Annotated in this window: 15 protein-coding genes; 6 read left to right on the top strand and 9 right to left on the bottom strand. The window is 61.2% G+C overall.

Features of this window, described 5'->3' with window-relative positions; all coding sequences use genetic code 11:
- The 5 genes from B3M53_RS02130 to B3M53_RS02150 form a co-directional block, all read right to left on the bottom strand.
- On the bottom strand, window positions 1-546 hold a 546-nt coding region (locus B3M53_RS02130), incomplete at its 3' end, for a class I SAM-dependent methyltransferase (RefSeq protein ID WP_286799579.1).
- Window positions 543-1091: a dTDP-4-dehydrorhamnose 3,5-epimerase gene (rfbC, locus tag B3M53_RS02135; protein WP_273020637.1), complete on the bottom strand. Its 549-nt coding sequence runs from the start codon at window positions 1089-1091 to the stop codon at window positions 543-545. The genes B3M53_RS02130 and rfbC, both read right to left, overlap by 4 nt.
- Window positions 1088-2140 carry a CDP-glucose 4,6-dehydratase gene (gene rfbG, locus B3M53_RS02140; protein ID WP_273020639.1) on the bottom strand — a complete coding sequence of 351 codons (1053 nt, stop codon included), beginning with the start codon at window positions 2138-2140 and terminating at the stop codon, window positions 1088-1090. Before rfbG ends, rfbC begins: the two co-directional genes overlap by 4 nt.
- 2 nt (window positions 2141-2142) lie before the next feature.
- Complete coding sequence (gene rfbF, locus B3M53_RS02145; RefSeq protein WP_022701706.1) at window positions 2143-2910, bottom strand: glucose-1-phosphate cytidylyltransferase; 768 nt, start codon at window positions 2908-2910, stop codon at window positions 2143-2145.
- A 14-nt stretch (window positions 2911-2924) separates the two neighbouring features.
- Window positions 2925-4349 carry a tetratricopeptide repeat-containing glycosyltransferase gene (locus tag B3M53_RS02150; RefSeq protein WP_273020642.1) on the bottom strand — a complete coding sequence of 475 codons (1425 nt, stop codon included), beginning with the start codon at window positions 4347-4349 and terminating at the stop codon, window positions 2925-2927.
- Window positions 4350-4780: 431 nt separating this feature from the next.
- Between B3M53_RS02150 and B3M53_RS02155 the strand changes: the two genes are divergently transcribed.
- The 5 genes from B3M53_RS02155 (at window position 4781) to B3M53_RS02175 (ending at window position 12260) form a co-directional block, all read left to right on the top strand.
- Entirely contained in the window at window positions 4781-5671 is an 891-nt protein-coding gene (locus B3M53_RS02155) for a glycine--tRNA ligase subunit alpha (RefSeq protein WP_022701708.1), read from the top strand.
- On the top strand, window positions 5668-6270 hold the full coding sequence (locus B3M53_RS02160) for a glutathione S-transferase family protein (protein ID WP_160092093.1): 603 nt from the start codon (window positions 5668-5670) through the stop codon (window positions 6268-6270). The genes B3M53_RS02155 and B3M53_RS02160 overlap by 4 nt, the downstream gene beginning before the upstream one ends.
- Window positions 6271-6299: 29 nt before the next feature.
- On the top strand, window positions 6300-8570 hold the full coding sequence (gene glyS / locus B3M53_RS02165) for a glycine--tRNA ligase subunit beta (RefSeq protein WP_273020646.1): 2271 nt from the start codon (window positions 6300-6302) through the stop codon (window positions 8568-8570).
- A 53-nt stretch (window positions 8571-8623) separates the two neighbouring features.
- A complete protein-coding gene (gene ppdK, locus B3M53_RS02170) occupies window positions 8624-11290 on the top strand; it encodes a pyruvate, phosphate dikinase (RefSeq protein WP_273020647.1) in 2667 nt (888 codons plus the stop codon).
- Between the two features lie 190 nt (window positions 11291-11480).
- Complete coding sequence (locus tag B3M53_RS02175) at window positions 11481-12260, top strand: cell wall hydrolase (RefSeq protein WP_273020649.1); 780 nt, start codon at window positions 11481-11483, stop codon at window positions 12258-12260.
- A 71-nt stretch (window positions 12261-12331) separates the two neighbouring features.
- On the opposite strand, the gene B3M53_RS02180 is transcribed toward B3M53_RS02175, so the two are convergent.
- Window positions 12332-12796, bottom strand: a complete 465-nt coding sequence (locus tag B3M53_RS02180) for a hypothetical protein (protein ID WP_022701713.1) — start codon at window positions 12794-12796, stop codon at window positions 12332-12334.
- A gap of 191 nt (window positions 12797-12987) precedes the next feature.
- Here B3M53_RS02180 and B3M53_RS02185 point away from each other — a divergent pair, with 191 nt between their 5' ends.
- A complete protein-coding gene (locus B3M53_RS02185) occupies window positions 12988-13560 on the top strand; it encodes a hypothetical protein (protein ID WP_273020652.1) in 573 nt (190 codons plus the stop codon).
- On the opposite strand, the gene nadC is transcribed toward B3M53_RS02185, so the two are convergent.
- Genes nadC through nadA form a run of 3 tightly spaced genes read right to left on the bottom strand, consistent with a single transcriptional unit; the run spans window position 13557 to window position 17111 of the window.
- A complete protein-coding gene (gene nadC, locus B3M53_RS02190) occupies window positions 13557-14402 on the bottom strand; it encodes a carboxylating nicotinate-nucleotide diphosphorylase (RefSeq protein ID WP_273020653.1) in 846 nt (281 codons plus the stop codon). The genes B3M53_RS02185 and nadC overlap by 4 nt on opposite strands.
- A gap of 3 nt (window positions 14403-14405) precedes the next feature.
- The gene (locus tag B3M53_RS02195) at window positions 14406-15929 is read right to left on the bottom strand and encodes an L-aspartate oxidase (RefSeq protein ID WP_273020654.1); all 1524 of its coding nucleotides are present in this window, start codon (window positions 15927-15929) and stop codon (window positions 14406-14408) included.
- Window positions 15930-15977: 48 nt separating this feature from the next.
- Complete coding sequence (gene nadA / locus B3M53_RS02200; RefSeq protein WP_273020655.1) at window positions 15978-17111, bottom strand: quinolinate synthase NadA; 1134 nt, start codon at window positions 17109-17111, stop codon at window positions 15978-15980.
- Between the last annotated feature and the right edge of the window lie 45 nt (window positions 17112-17156).

The raw sequence follows: 17156 nt of genomic DNA on the forward strand, positions 1-17156 counted from the left end.
AGTGAAATCAACAATGTCGGGGACGTGGGCGTAGACATTATTGGCCAGGACAAGGTCCGCGTGGCGACGTTCGGCCAGCATACGGGCCAACTCCGAACCAAAAAACGCCTCCACCACCTCAATACCGGCTGCGCGTGCGGCTGCGGCCGTACTGGCCGTTGGCTCCACCCCTAAACAGGGGATCTCAGCCTGCTTTATGTATTGAAGAAGATACCCGTCATTCGAGCCAATCTCGATGACATAACTCTCTGCTGACAGAGCGAACCGTTCAATCGTGGTTTCACAGTATTGACGCGCATGCCTCAGCCAGGATGTGGAAGTTGATGAGAAATAGGCGTAATCCGCCGAAAAGAGGCGCTCTCGTTCAGTGAAGTCCTCTGTCTGCACGAGCCAGCAGGCTTCACAGACTCCGACACGCAAGGGAAATGTCAGCTCCGCAGAATTCGCCGCTTCGGGCTCAATATAGGCGTTAGACGGCGGCGCATGCCCCAGATCGACCAGGGTGCGGGAGACAGGCGACGCGCAATGACGGCATGAAAAGGTCATAATTCAACAGGTTGAATGCATGAGAGAGAGGGCAGGGCAAGGTCTTTCTGCGATACCTCAACGACAGGGAGCGGCCAAGCGATATCCAGATCCGGGTCATCGTGGCGGACCCCGCCCTCAGCCTGTGGCGCATAAGTGCTGGAATGCAGGTAAATCAATCGGGCGTCATCTGTCAGCGCCTGGAATCCGTGTGCGACGCCGCGTGGGATATAAACCGCATTGTGCCGTGATGAATCCAGCGTCACAGCCAGCCATTGTCCGAAACTTCTCGAGTGCGCCCTCAAGTCCACCAGGACGTCGAAGACTGCCCCGGACACGCACTGGACCAACTTGATTTCGGCATGAGGCGGATACTGGAAATGCATCCCGCGAACGGCCCCTCGCACTTTTGTCAGCGAACGGTTGTGCTGCACCCATCGCGTGTTCAGCCCGTGATCTGAAAACGTGGATTCACAATAGAACCGGGAGAATTCTCCCCTGTGATCGGCATGCACCGGCGCACTGATCTCGAAGGCGCCCTCGATGGATAATGGTTCAATCTTCACGTCTGCGCCTCATAGGCGAGAATCTGGTTCTGCGTGAGGGTGACCGGGTCAACTCCTTCATGGACCTGATGATACCAGTCAATTGTCTCCGTCACGGCGCGCTCGAAACTCCAGCGCGGTCGCCACTCTAGAAGGTCGAGCGCCAGCTCGGCGTTCAGCCGCAGCGTTTTCGATTCCGGCAGAGAGGAACTGGAAGGGGCTGTCTCCACATCTCCGGGCCATTGCTTTAACGCGACCTCCACGAGGTCGGAGACCGAGCGCCTGTCGTCTTTCGCGGGACCGAAATTGAAAGCGCGCTGGAACTGGTTTGTCTCGGGTTTTGTCAGGGCTTCAGCCAGACGAAGATATCCCGCCAGAGGGTCAAGCACATGTTGCCAGGGCCGAATGCTGGACGGGTTGCGCAATTTCAGGGTTTTCTTCGCCGCCAGGGCTCTCACCAGGTCCGGAACAATACGATCTTCCGCATAGTCCCCGCCTCCGATCACATTTCCAGCGCGAGCGGTCGCCAGACGCGCTCCGCCGTCTGTGAAAAACGATTGTCTGTAGCTATGGACCGCAAGTTCGCTGGCGGCTTTTGATGCAGAATAGGGATCGTTACCCCCTAACCGGTCCGACTCTTCGAATGATTCACCCGTCTCTGCATTGGCGTAAACCTTGTCGGTCGTCACCATGACGACCGCACACATGGCGCCCGTCTCACGAAGAGCCTCCATCAAATTGACGGAGCCGAGCAGATTGGTCCGCCAGGTTTCAAGCGGGTCGCGGTAGGACCTGCGCACCAGGGAGCAGGCGGCCATGTGTATGATGACGTCAGGCTGAGCCTCATCCAGGCGCGCCCGCAAAGCAGCGTGGTCGCGGATGTCGACGATTCGATGGTCCAGTCGGTTTTCATGATCCAGGCGCACGAACAAGTCGTCAGGACCTTCAGGCGGCAAAGCCGCACCGAAGACGTTCGCCCCCTTCATCAAGAGTTGTTCTGACAACCATGCGCCCTTGAATCCGGTGTGACCGGTGATCAGGACACGCTGACGGGACCAGAAATCCGTCATGGCTACGCCCAGCTCCGCCAGGGCGCCGCCCCGCTTTCCCAGAGCTCTTCAAGCTGGTGCTTGTCGCGCAACGTATCCATGGCGGCCCAGAAGCCGTCATGCTTGTACACGCTCAACTTTCGGTCTTGCGCCAGTCTGATCAAGGGCGCCCGCTCCCATGAAACATCATCGCCGTCGATGAGGTCGAGCACGCTGGGTTCACAGACGAAAAAGCCGCCATTGATCCACTGCCCATCGCCGGGAAGTTTTTCGTGGAAGCCCACAACATTGTCGCCATCAAGTTCGAGAGAGCCAAAGCGGCCCTTAGGCTGGATTCCCGTGACTGTGGCTGCGCACCCCGAGGCTTCATGGTGCTTGAGCAACTGACCGATATCGACATCGGACACACCGTCGCCATAGGTCAGGAAAAAACGATCGTCGAGGAACGGCGCCACGCGTTTCAAGCGGCCGCCTGTCATGGAGTGCTCGCCGGTGTCGATCAGGGTAATTCGCCAAGACTCGCTGCGACGATGATGAACATCGATTCTGTCGTTTTGAAGATCAATGGTGACATCAGAGACGTGAAGCAAGTAATTCGCGAAGTACTCTTTGATCATATACCCTTTGTAGCCGCAGCAGATGACAAAGTCGTCAAATCCAAACTGGCTATAATGCTTCATGATGTGCCAGATGATCGGCCGGCCGCCGATCTCGATCATCGGTTTGGGTTTCAAATGGGATTCCTCGCTAATGCGTGTTCCCAATCCGCCAGCGAGAATTACGACTTTCATAGCATTAGCCACCTTCAGGATTCCGTATTGTGTTCTGAAGCAGGTTCAGTATCGGCCTGGTCACAATGATCATGGGCTTTCATTTCAGTGCGGACTTTCTCGAGTAAAGCGCTGGCCGCTACGTCCTCGGGCTGCAACTTCAGCAGCGATTTCAGCGTCTTTTCGGCGTCTGCAAACTGCCCTTTGGAAAACTGGGCGTCCGCCCGTTTCTTTCGCGCATGTGCAATGGTTTGATGGATCAGCTCCAGTTTCTTGGGGGCTGCTCGCGCCATGACGGACTCGATGCCCGGCAGGACTGAATGGACAAGCTGCGAGGCGTCATGAACCGTGTTCGCTCCGACGCCGTCGCAGTCCATGACGAAGACCAGGCCGTCCGCACTGGTCTTGCTTTTGGTCACGCCAAATTTGACGGGGTCATTCTTGATGGCTTTGATATCCACCCCCGTCATGCTCACCGACCATTTTTCCGCGAGCTCGCCGATCAGCTCCAGCTCTGTTTGAAGGTGTGAGCTGTCGTGTCGATCAACCGCTCCGTCCAGAAGGTACTGGATTGCGCCTTCCTTATTGAAGTTGAGTTCGCGCCCGATCACTTTTTCTATTTCAGGCTTCATTCGCAATTGCGCAGAAATAATCGTGGCCGCGTTAGACGTAATAGAGACTCCATCTATGCCGCTAACGTCTTTCGCCTGGATTTTCGCGTCGCCAGCAAATGATTTATACATTTCTGACTGACTCTGGGGCAGCCTGATATGACCAGATTGACTTTTTCCCCCGGCGCCGGAGACGAAAAGGGTCCGCTCGATTTCAAGCAGGTCCTTACCAAAAGCCAGATTCATATACCCTGAATCAAAATCAGGAATTATGTCCAGAATATAGGCGCCGCGGGCGGACTTGATTTTCTCTAACAATTGTCTCGAGACAAAGTTTCGGTAAACTCCCGGACCTGTGCCTATTCGCAGTTTATATGAGTAGGCGTTTTCGATAACAGAAATAGTGTTATCGACATATTTTGCATCTGTTCCGGTTGTAAACCGGATTGTATTCTGCATGGGTAAATATGGGTAGTCTGGCCACTTGTATCGTGCTGAGGGGCAGCGCAAAACATCTGCACTAGACAGCCCAAGATAAAAATCAGCCCATAAGAGTGCATCAGGCAAAATGGCGTCATCATCGCCAATAACACAGACATATTGACCGGAGGTTTGATTGAGTGCTGCTTCCCAATTTTCCGTCATTGAGGAAATATCTGGTCTGTGAAAATATTTTACTTTCTTGATGCAATCAATTTCTTCAATTTTATCTGAAAGCGCATCAACCGGGCTGCAATCGTGCACGATGATTTCGAAATCATCGTAATCGAGACTTAATGCAGAGCGTGTGGCTTCAATAGCATAAAAGCCCCGGTTCTTAGTGGGTATTACAATTGAATACTTAGTCATTAGTCTTTGATCCGATGGTCGTGCAATTCCACAGCGTGGCGGCGATTCAGCGATTGTTTTATACGCGCAAGGGCGTCCGTGTCCTGCGCCCTCTCAGTGTGATGCAGTGTGTGGGATTCCTAGTTCATCTATGGGAATTGATCGAGTGCGCTTCAGGGCGTTCGGCTCACTGATCGATACTCCCTGCTGCGAAAGGGCGTGAGGAGGGCGGGGCGGTTTCTCCCACTTCATGTCTCATGGATTGAAACGCGCCCTCTCACTCGCCTGCTTCCCCTTGTTCGAGCGGGAGAGGGGAGGCGTTGCGGCGTCTCATCGCGAACCGCCCCTCTTGCTTGATCGGGGGCGCTGGCGGGCCTAGTGTCGCGCGCGATTTCAAGTCTGGGGGCTTGCGCCCCTGTCCCTGACCTTTTGACGACCGGACCCGCCGCGCGATGACCGCTTCCAAAGCCCCCAGTTTTCAGGACCTGATCCTGACCCTTCAACGCTATTGGGCGGACCAGGGCTGCGCCATTCTGCAGCCCTATGACACCGAAGTGGGCGCGGGCACGCTGCACCCGGCGACGACGCTGCGCTCGCTGGGTTCAAAGCCCTGGCGAGCGGCCTATGTGCAGCCCTCGCGCCGTCCGGCGGATGGCCGCTATGGCGAGAACCCCAACCGTTTGCAGCACTATTACCAGTTTCAGGTGCTGCTGAAGCCGAGCCCGGCCAATCTGCAGGAATTGTATCTGGGCTCGCTCGACGCCATCGGCATCGACCGCAAGCTGCATGATGTGCGCTTTGTGGAAGATGACTGGGAGAACCCCACCGTGGGCGCCTGGGGGCTGGGCTGGGAAGTCTGGTGCGACGGCATGGAAGTGAGCCAATTCACTTACTTCCAGCAGGTCGGCGGCATGGATGTGGAGCTCGTCTCCGGCGAGCTGACCTACGGCCTCGAACGCCTCGCCATGTATGTGCAGGGCGTGGAGAATGTTTACGACCTCGATTTCAACGGCGCCGGCATGAGCTATGGCGACGTGTTCCTGGAGAACGAGCGTCAGCAATCGGCGTTCAATTTCGAGCATGCCGATGTGGACATGCTGATCAAATGGTTCGCCGACGCGGAAACCCAGTGTCAGGCCCTGCTGGCGCTGGAAACCCCGCTGCCGCTGCCCGCCTATGACTGGTGCCTGAAAGCGTCCCATTTGTTTAACCTGGTGGACGCGCGCGGGGCGATTTCGGTGGCCGAGCGCGCCAGCTGGATCGCGCGGGTGCGCGAGCTGGCCAAGGGCTGCGCCAGCGCCTGGGTCCAGCTCGAGAAACAACGCGAGGAGGCCGCGGCATGACCGTGCATCTGTATTACAACCCGCAATCGCGGGCGGTGATGACGCTGTGGCTGCTGGAAGAGCTGGGCGTGTCCTACGACCTCAAGCCGGTCGACTATGAAGACGGCTCCATGCGGTCTGAAAGCTTCCTGGCGCTGAACCCGATGGGCAAGATCCCGGTCATCGTCGACGGCGAGACCGTGGTCACCGAGACCGTCGCCATCGCGCTGTATCTGGCGGACAAGTACAAGGACAACGCCGATCTGGCGCCGGGGATTGATGACCCGCGCCGCGGCGAATACTTGCGCTGGATCGTCTTTCAGGCGGCCTCCATCGAGCCAGCCATGCTGCAGGCGGGCATGAAGTTTGAAACCAATCAGCGCTCGGCTGGCTGGGGCAATGTCCAGCTGGTGGCGAAGGTGCTGGAAAACCGCCTGTCGCTGGCGAACCCGTACCTGTTCGGCGACTGGTTCACCGCAGCGGATCTGATTGTGGGCGGGGCGGTGAACTGGGCGATCCAGTTCGACATGTTCCCCAAGACCCCGGCGCTTAGCGCCTACGCCCAGCGGATCACCGAACGGCCCGCCTTCCAGCGCGCGTTCGCCACCCAGAATTCCTGATTTAGACCTTTCGAGTATCGCATCTCCCCATGGCCCAGTTCCTGTTTGAAATCTTCTGCGAGGAAATCCCCGCGCGCATGCAAGAGCGCGCTGAAGGTGACCTCAAACGCCTGATGTCTGAGCGCCTGAAAGAGGCGGGTCTGAACTGGGACAGCCTTGAGGCCTTTTCCGGCCCGCGTCGTCTGGGCCTTGTGATCGAAGGCCTGCCGCACAAGACCGCCGACGTGCGCGAAGAGCGCAAGGGGCCGCGCACCGACGCGCCGGAAAAAGCCCTTGAGGGCTTCATGCGCGGCGCGGGGATCGACAGCCTTGATCAATGCAAGATCGAAGAGGGCAAGAAGGGCAGCTTCTATATCGCCGTCATCGAAAAGCCGGGGCGCGAAACCGCCGCTGTGATCGCAGAGGCCGTGCCGGAGATCATCAAGAGCTTCCCCTGGCCCAAATCCATGAAGTTCGGCGAGGGTGATCGCGCCCAACGCTGGGTGCGCCCGCTGCGCTCGCTGATCTGTCTGCTGGACGGTCAGGTGATCGACACGGAAGTCTTCGGCATCACATCGGGCAAAATCACCGATGGTCACCGCGTGCACGGCTCTGGCCCGTTCGAGGTGTCTGACTTTGCCGATTACGAGGCCAAGCTGCGCGCAAACGGCGTGATCCTGCGCCGGGATGAGCGCAAACAGCTGGTGCTCGAGGGCGCCCGCCGCGTCTGTGAAGAGGCGGGGCTGGAGCTGATCGAGGATCAGGGGCTTCTGGAAGAGGTGACGGGGCTCGTTGAGCGTCCGGCGCCGATCCTGGGCGATATGGACCCGGACTTTCTCGATCTGCCGCCCGAAGTCATCGCGCTGACCATGAAGACGCACCAGAAATACTTCGCGGTGCGTGACCCGAAATCCGGCAAGCTGACCAGCAAGTTCGTGGTGCTGGCCAATCAGGACGCGCCCGATGGCGGCAAGGCGATCGCGGCGGGTAATGCCCGCGTGCTGTCCGCCCGCCTGTCAGACGCCCGCCATTTCTGGGATCTTGATCGCAAGACCGGGCTCGAGGCGATGGCGTCCGAGCTGTCCAAGGTCACCTTCCACGAAAAGCTGGGCACGGTGGCTCAAAAAGTGGATCGCGTCGCCAAGCTGGCGCGGGAGCTGGCCCCGGTCGTGGGCGCGGATGCGGACATGGCTGAGAAAGCCGCGCGTCTGGCGAAAGCCGATCTGGTCAGCCAGATGGTCTATGAATTTCCTGAGCTTCAGGGCGCGATGGGCCGCTACTACGCGCTCGACGCGGGCCTTGATCCCCAGATCGCCGACGCCATCAAGGATCATTACAAACCCCAGGGCCCGTCTGACGATGTGCCGACCGCGCCGGTCAGCGCCGCCGTCGCGCTGGCGGACAAGCTGGATACGCTGGTGGGCTTCTGGGCGATTGATGAAAAACCGACCGGCTCCAAAGACCCGTTCGCCCTGCGCCGCGCCGCGCTGGGCGTGATCCGGATCTTGCTGGATTCAGAGGTGCGTCTTCCGCTTGCGGAACCAATTCTGCTGCAAGGTCGGCAAGCTATGGCAGCTATCCTGCGGCTTGCTCGCACTCAAATAGAGAGCAAGCTCGTTCTTATGGACGAGTTGAAAGATGAGAGTGTCATCAAGCAGCTATTTGTTGAAAGCGGAAAAGCTACGGGGCTCCTTCAAGCTCAATCATTAAGTGAGACACCGCCTCAGGAATGGGAGCTCCAAAGGGCTTCCGACCTCCTCGCCTTCTTCGCGGACCGTCTGAAAGTCCACCTCAAGGACGAAGGCGTAAAATACGACGTCATCGACGCCGTGTTCGCGCTGGGCGATGACGACCTCGTGCGCGTCACCAAGAAAGCCCGCGCGCTGCAGGCCTTCATGAATTCAGACGATGGTCAGGCGCTGCTTCAGGGCTATCGCCGGGCGGCCAACATTCTGGCGGCGGAAGAGAAGAAGGGCTTTGATCTGGCCTCGGCGCGCGCCGAAGCCGTTGAAGGGTCTGACGTGGACAACGAAGCCGCCCTGATGATCGCCATCGCCAAGACCGCGGGGGCCGCTGAAGAGCGCGCCTTGATCGCGGCGATCGAGGGCGCGGACGAAGTGGCCTCGGTTGCTCTGTGCAAGGAAGACTTTGAAGGCGCCATGTCGGCGCTGTCGCAGCTGCGCGAACCGGTCGACGCCTTCTTCGAGGCGGTTGTCGTGAATGACAAAGACGATATGGTGCGTCGCAATAGATTGTTGCTGTTGTCGCGGATTCGCGCAGCGGCCGATCAAGTGGCGGATTTCTCACGGTTGGAAGGGTAGGCGCGGGGGCGTCTGCTCTTTTCTCCGTTTTGACGATCAGGAAGGTGAGCCCCATGACCAAGTGGGTCTATGCATTCGGCGGCGGTTCTGCAGACGGCGACCGCGAGGATCGCAATCTTCTGGGCGGCAAGGGCGCGAACCTGGCGGAAATGGCCAAGCTCGGCCTGCCGGTGCCTCCGGGCTTTACGCTCACGACCGCGGTCTGCACCGCGTTCTATGAGAACGATCGCAGCTATCCGTCCGATCTCAATGACCAGGTGGAAGACGCGCTGGCGGCGCTGGAAGCCAAGGTCGGCAAATCCTTTGGCGATCCGTCCAACCCGCTTCTGGTGTCTGTGCGCTCGGGCGCTCGCGCCTCCATGCCGGGCATGATGGATACGGTCCTGAACCTGGGCCTGAATGACGAGACGGCTGAGGGGCTCGCCAAGCTTTCGGGCGACCGCCGCTTTGCGCTCGACAGCTATCGCCGCTTCATCACCATGTATTCCGACGTGGTGCTGGGCGTGCCGCACTCCACGTTTGAAGAGATTCTTGAGACCTTCAAGGAAGAGCGCGACTACTCGCTGGACACCGAGATTTCCGCGGGAGAGTGGGAAGAGGTGATCGCCCAGTACAAGGCCGCGGTGAAGCGCGCGCTGGACTTCCCGTTCCCGACCGATCCGCGCGACCAGCTCTGGGGCGCGATCGGGGCGGTGTTCGGCTCGTGGATGAATGACCGCGCCAACACCTATCGCCGCATGTACGACATCCCCTCCAGCTGGGGCACGGCCGTGAATATCCAGGCCATGGTGTTCGGCAATATGGGCGATACGTCGGCCACCGGCGTGGCGTTCACCCGCGACCCGTCGACGGGCGAAAAAGGCTATTACGGCGAATTCCTGATCAATGCGCAGGGCGAGGACGTGGTGGCGGGAATCCGCACGCCGCAATGCCTGACCGAGGCCATGCGCATCAAGATGAATGACACGCTGCCGTCCATGGAAACGGCCATGCCGGACGTGTTCGCCCAGCTGACCGAGGTGTTCGACAATCTCGAAAACCATTACCGCGACATGCAGGACATCGAGTTCACCGTGGAGCAGGGTCGGCTGTGGATGCTGCAGACCCGCAACGGCAAGCGCACCACCAAGGCGGCGCTGAAAATCGCCGTGGACATGGTGGCGGAAAAACTGATCTCCGAGGACGAGGCCGTGCTGCGCGTCGACCCGACCCAGCTTGATCAGCTGCTGCACCCCACCATCGACGAGAGCTATACCCGCGACGTGCTGGCCAAGGGCCTGCCCGCTAGCCCCGGCGCAGCCTCGGGCGCGGTGGTGTTTGACGCGGACGAAGCGGAAACGCGCGCGGCCCAGGGCGAGAAAGTCATCCTGGTGCGCGTTGAGACTAGCCCTGAAGACATTCACGGCATGCATGCCGCGCAAGCGATCGTCACGGCGCGCGGCGGCATGACCAGCCACGCGGCTGTTGTGGCGCGCGGTATGGGCCGGCCTTGCGTGTCCGGTGCGGGCGAGATCCGCATCGACTCCGAAGCGTTGACCTTCACCACCCGCGGCCGGGTGATCAAGGATGGCGACATCATCACCGTGGACGGCGCCACCGGCGAAGTGCTGATGGGCGAAGCCCCGATGATCAAGCCGGAAATGACCGGCGATTTCGCAGCGTTGATGGAATGGGCCGACAAGGCGCGCCGCATGAATGTGCGCACCAACGCCGAAACCCCCGCCGATGTTCAGACCGCCAAGGAGTTCGGCGCGGAAGGCATCGGCCTGTGCCGCACCGAGCACATGTTCTTTGACGCAGACCGGATCGCCGCCGTGCGCGAGATGATCCTGGCGACGGATCAGATGGGCCGCGTGGCCGCGCTGGCGAAAATCCTGCCCATGCAGCGCGATGATTTCGCGGAAATCTTCCGCATCATGGAAGACCGCCCGTGCACGATCCGCCTGCTGGATCCGCCGCTGCATGAATTCCTGCCGCACACCGAAGAGGATGTGCACGCCGTCGCCGAGGCCACCGGCCTGCCGGTGGAAGGGCTGTGGCAGCGCGCCAAGGACTTGTCTGAATCCAACCCCATGCTGGGCCATCGCGGCTGCCGCCTGGGCATCACCTTCCCGGAAATCTACGAGATGCAGGCGCGCGCGATTTTCGAAGCGCAGGCGCTGGTGGAAAAGGAAACCGGCGTCAAACCGGTCGCCGAGGTGATGATCCCGCTGGTCGCCACTGCAAAAGAGCTCGAAATCCTCAAAGTGCGGGTGGAAGCGGTCGCCGATGACGTGGATCGCGAAACCGGCGTGAAGCCGAAATACCTGATCGGCACCATGATCGAACTGCCGCGCGCCGCCTTGCGCGCCGGCGACATCGCCCAGCACGCCGAGTTCTTCTCCTTCGGCACCAATGATCTCACCCAGACCACCTTTGGCCTGTCGCGCGATGACGCCGGCAAATTCCTGAGTGATTATCTGGAAGCGGGCATTTTCGAGAAAGACCCGTTCGTTTCGCTCGATCAGGACGGGGTGGGCGATCTGGTCAAGATCGCCGTCGAACGCGGTCGCGCTGCCCGTCCCGGTTTGAAACTCGGGATTTGCGGCGAGCATGGCGGGGATCCCGCTTCGATCCATTTCTGCGAATCAGCCGGGCTCGATTATGTGTCCTGCTCGCCCTATCGCGTGCCGATCGCGCGTCTGGCGGCGGCGCAGGCGGCGCTGAAAGCCTCGACCTGAACCGACGCGTAAGTCATTGCGGAATAAAGCCGGGCCCGCCCTTTCACTTGAAGGAGCGGGCCCTTGCCTTATTTCAGACATGGCGGATCTGTATTGACCCCGGCTTCATCCAGGCTCACCACTATTCGCGTGTGAGCAACCAAGTCCGATGATATGGTCTTGTTCTTGCGGGTTGAGACGCGCCTGATAAATGGCGGCCGCCCTGGAGTTTGACAGTTTGACGGTTTCGACACTTCTCCTTCGCGCGAAAAGCGCTCTGGCCGGGATCGGCGTGATTGCGGCCTTCGCCGTGATCGGCGTCGGCATCAGCCTGGCGCCCGAGCGCGCACAGCAGCAGGATGAAGCGGGCGAACTGCGCGAGCTGGCGCTTGAATTCCTGGAATTTGAGCAATCCCGCACGCCGCAACTGGACGATGTCCCGTTCACCTTCGCCTCCTTCGAGATTGATTCTGACGCAGAGCAGGGCGCCGTGCTTGTTCAGCGCGCGATTGCAAGCGTCAGCGCGTTTGATCTCAACGATCTGGACGCCGCCCGCAACGCCGCCCGTGAGCGTCGCTGCCTGGCGGAAGCGATCTATTACGAAGCGCGCAGTGAAACCCTGGCCGGGCAGATGGCCGTGGCCGAAGTGGTGATCAATCGCAGCCGCCACCGCGCCTATCCCAATTCGATCTGCGGCGTGGTGTATCAAGGCTCAGAGCGCCGCACCGGTTGCCAGTTCACCTTCACCTGTGACGGCTCGATGATCTCCGCGCCCTATGGCCGGGGCTGGGATCGCGCCCAGAATGTCGCCGATCACGCGCTGATGGGCTTCGCCCGCCCGGTCACCAATCGCGCCACGCACTATCACACCACCGCTGTGGACCCGCACTGGAACGATTCCCTGGTGCGCACGCGCCGGATCGGCTCGCACATCTTCTATCGCTTCCCCAACCGGTCAGAGCGCCGTTTGCTGGCGGAACGCGAAGCCTGACCCCGGCAAATCCTGAACCAGAAAGGCCGCCCCAAGGGCGGCCTTTCTCATATGCGTGAGTTGACCCTGGATCAGGTTGTCGGGGGAGCGTCTATCCGGAAGCCCTTGATGGGTTTGAGCACCGGCTCCAGCACCAGATAGGGCACGCCGATCATCGCCATCAGCGTCCAGAACCCCACAAACAACAGCGCGCCCCAGGCGAACAGACCGCTATCCTGAGCCATGTCGAGAATGCCGACGCAGATCAATATGCCAATGCCGATCCCGACGCCGCCCAGAACCAGGGTCAGCATGGATTTGGTGATCGCTTTGCGCCACATGGCTGGGGTCATTTTCTGACAACCCGGACATTTCACCGGATCGTTGGAAAAATCGCGCACCATTTCGTTACGCATTTTCTCGCGAAGCTTCATCTCCGCTTCATAGGAGTTTTCAGAAGATTCCGCCTTTATTTCGGCGTTGAAGCGATAGCGGGTATCGCACATCGAGCAGGTCTGCTCGCGCGTGAGCATGTTCTTGGCTTCCCAAGTCGCCATGGTGTCCCCCTTCGACGAAAGTCGACCTGCACTCAAAATGTCGGGTCTGGACTCATAGTTTGTCAGCTAGAGATCGAAGTCCAGTTGGAAATGACGGGTGCGGACTTTCGCTGCGCGCTTAATCGATCCTCCGGGCTGGCTTCCTCACAGAGCACATTCTAAGATTGCCGTTGATACGCATCGAAGGGGGCTTGGGGCCTGTGATTCATCCGGATGCGCTGGCGCCCATCGAGCAGTTTCTCACCGCAATTGGCTTGCCGGTCACACGCGCCCAGCTTCCCTCAGACAGCTTCATTCCCGGCGTGGCGGTGCGTCACGGCGCGCTGAAGGTTGATCCTGACCAGCTGGGCTCTCCCGGCGATATCCTGCATGAAGCGGGGCATCTGGCGGTGACGCCGGCCCGGCTGCGCGGTCGGTTGGACGCAGACATCGACGCCTGCGCTTCAGCGTTGATCGATGACCCCCACCTCAAGGTGACCGAGACAGAAGCCAGCATTCTCAACCGCACGGAACCCTTGGCCATAGCCTGGTCTTATGCCGCGGCTCTTGAAGCGGGCGTGTCGCCGGAGTGCGTATTCTGGGAGCAAGGCTATGGCGGCCAGCACGGCGGCTCGCCGCAACTGGTTATGATGCAGGTGGCGCAAGGCCTGTTTCCGGGGGTTCTGGGATTGGCGCAGTCAGGTTTCTGCGCCGCGCCGCCGCCCTTTGGCGATCCGGCTGATCCGGCGCCGTTTCCAAAGATGCGGCGCTGGCTTGCGGCCTAGCCCTCGTCCAGCCCCAGATCGAAATTCGGGGCGGAATGGGTGAGGGCGCCGACGCTGATCACATCCACGCCCGTGTCGGCGATGGCGTGAACCGTCTCAAGATTGACGCCGCCGGACGCTTCCAGAATGGCGCGGCCATCGGTGAAAAGGACCGCAGCGCGCAAATCTTCCAGGCTGAAATTGTCCAGCAGCACGCTTTCGGCGCCCGCTGACAGCGCGTCTTCGAGCTGATCGAGGCGATCCACTTCCACCGCGACGCGCGTCATATGCCCGGCGAAGGCGCGGGCGCGTTTGACCGCTTCCTCCACGCCGCCGCACACGGCCACATGATTGTCCTTGATCAGGATCGCGTCATCCAGGCCATAGCGATGATAGGCGCCGCCGCCCGCACGCACCGCCTGCAACTCGACCGCCCGCAGGCCCGGCGTCGTCTTGCGGGTATGGGCGATCACCGCGCCGGTCTCGGCGACAGCGGCGACATATTGGCGGGTCAGGCTGGCGATGCCGCTCATCCGGCCCAGGAAATTCAGCGCCGGGCGCTCCGCGGTGAGGATGCCAAGCGCAGGGCCGTCCACAATGGCGACCACATCGCCGGGCTCCAGCGCATCGCCATCATGTTTGCGCCAGGTGACGGAAATCTCGGGGTCCACCAGATCAAAACAGGCGTCGGCGGGTTGCTGGCCGGCCAGCACCCCGGTCGCGCGGCTCTTGATCACGAAATTGGCGTTCTTGTCAGCGGGGATGGTCGCCAGTGATGTGACGTCGCCGCGCCCGCCCAGATCTTCATCGAGCGCGCGGGTGACAAGCGCGTGGATCAAATGGCGCGGCAGACGAGGGATCATGGCTCAGGCGGCTCCGGCTTGGCGGGGGGTCAGGCTCGCATTGGATAGATCATCCAGACGCAGGCGTGTCGGTTGGGCGAGAACGCTGCGCGCGGGGAAGTCCGTGCGACTGTGCCCGCCGCGGCTTTCTTCGCGCTGGAGCGCGCCGACGGCCAGAAAACGGGCGGCGATCAGGGCGGGCGCGGGCCCGTGTAAGGCCTGCAGCGCGTCAATCAGGCTGATGAGCTGGCTCAGTCCTGCGCCGTCGCGGATCACACCCGCTTGCGCGCTGATGGCGGCGCGCAGGCTTTGCAAGGCGTCGTCAGGAAGGGCGGGCGGCGCTTCAGCCTTCTCCGCTGACACCGCTCGCGCCGGCGCAGCCTTGATGGCGTCCGCAGCGCGATGGCCGAAGACCAGCCCGTCCAGCAGTGAGTTCGAGGCCAGACGATTGGCGCCGTGAACGCCGGTGCAGGCGCATTCGCCCCCCGCCCACAGGCCGGCGACGCCGGTAGAGCCATCAAGATCGGTTTCGATCCCGCCCATATGATAGTGCGCAGCGGGCGCGACCGGGATCAGGTCTGTGCGTGGATCAATGCCGCCGCTCATGCAGGCCTTGAAGACCGCCGGGAAATGGTCTGGGAAGGCGGCGCCGATTGCGTCGCTGGCATCAAGAAACGCGCCCTTGCCTGACAGGTTCTGAGCATGAACGGCGCGGGCGACCACATCGCGCGGCGCCAGCTCGGCCAGCTCATGCACCTCCGGCATGAAGCGGCGCCCCTTGCGGTCCACCAGAATGGCGCCGTCGCCGCGCAAGGCTTCGGTGGCGAGCGGGGCGGGATCGCGGCCAATATCGATGGCGGTGGGGTGGAACTGGACAAATTCGGGATCGCGGATCACTGCGCCCAGCTCGGCCGCCATCACCATGGCCTGACCCTGGCTGGTCCAGGGCGTGGTGGTGACCGCATAGAGCCCGCCAATGGAGCCGGTGGCGAGCACGGTGTGCTGGGCTTCAAGCCTGTGCAGCGCGCCGTCCGGATCACGCGCCAGCACACCGGCGCAGCCGTCCTCGAGGTCGGGCAGCAAGGCTTCGGCGCGCCAGCCGTCCCTGATGTCTATATGGTCAGCCGCCCGTACGGCCTCGATCAGGGTCTGAAGAATGCCGGCGCCCGCCTGATCGCCCTTCATCCGGGCGACGCGGGCCACGCTGTGCGCGGCTTCGCGAGACAGCGCCCAGCCGCCGTCTGTCGTGCGTTCAAACCCGGCGCCCAGATCATACAGCGCGCGCACTTCGCTGGCGCCCGCGCTCGCCAGCACCATGGCTGCGGTCTCATCCACCAGCCCGGCGCCCGCCATCACGGTGTCCTGGGCGTGCAGCGCCGCGCTGTCGTCAGGCCCGAGCGCAGCCGCCACCCCGCCCTGCGCCCAGCCGGTCGAAGAGCCGTGCCCGAGCGGCGCGCCGGTCAGCAACATCACGGGGCTTGGCGCGGCCTTCAGGGCCGTCCACAGCCCGGCGATCCCGGCGCCGACGATGAGGATGGGGTGGGTCAAAGCATCACCACAGATCAAAACGCCCGCCGAAGCGGGCGCTGAGCAGGATCAGATCGCCACATAGGGCACGGCGACCGCGGCTTTTCCGGTGTCAAAGCTCGGCGGATTGTCGGCCTTGGGCAGGTCCAGCATGGCTTCCAGGCTGGCCTTGGCTTTCTCCGCGATCAGCGGGTCGACCTCGACCTCATGCTTCATGTCGCGCAGGGCTTCATAGATGTTTTTCAGGCTGATGCGCTTCATGTGCGGGCACAGATTGCACGGCTTGATGAACTGAACGCCGGGGTTTTCGACGGCGACATTGTCGCTCATCGAGCACTCGGTGATCAGGATCGCCTTTTTCGGCGATTTCTCTTTCACATAATTGGCCATCGCCCCGGTGGAGCCGGCGAAGTCGGCGGCGGCCATGACTTCCGGCGGGCATTCAGGGTGGGTGATGATCACCGCGTCCGGGTGCGCGTCGCGCAGATCCTGAATGTCCTCGGGCGTGAATTGCTCGTGCACTTCGCACTCGCCCTGCCAGGTCAGGATCTTGATGCCGGTCTGGGCGGCGACGTTTTTGGCCAGATACTGGTCGGGGATCATGATGACCGTATCGGTGTTCCATTGCTGGGCGACCGCTTCGACCACCTGCACCGCGTTCGAGCTGGTGCAGCAAATGTCTGAATACGCTTTCACTTCGGCGGACGTGTTCACATAGGTGACGATCGGATAGTCGGGGTACGCCGCCTTGATCGCCTGCACGTCTGCGCCGGTGATGGAGCTGGCGAGCGAGCAGCCCGCCTCCATGTCGGGGATCAGCACGGTCTTGTTCGGCGACAGGATCTTGGCGGTTTCGGCCATGAAGTGCACGCCCGCCTGCAAGATCACGTCTTCTTCCGCTTCGGCGGCGACCTGGGCGAGTTTCAGGGAGTCGCCGGTGATGTCACCGACGCAATTGAAGATTTCCGGCGTCATGTAGTTGTGCGCCAGGATGGTCGCGCCGCGCAGCGCTTTCAGCTGGTTGATGGCGTCGATCAGCGGCGCGAAGGCCGGCCATTCCATCGGGGTGACCACGTCTTTCACGCGGGCGTAAAGATGATCGGTGCGCGCCTTGACGGCGTCGTCATAGACCAGCGCGCTCGCCTCGGGCCAAATGCGCTCGGATGCGTCAGTCCCGGTCTCGGTCCAGCTCATTCCGTCCATGGTCATCTCCCTTGAGCCCCGGTTATGTGCAGACTTATGCTCGAT

Source organism: Oceanicaulis sp. UBA2681 (genome assembly GCF_002354675.1).
Classification (GTDB): Bacteria; Pseudomonadota; Alphaproteobacteria; order Caulobacterales; family Maricaulaceae; genus Oceanicaulis; species Oceanicaulis alexandrii.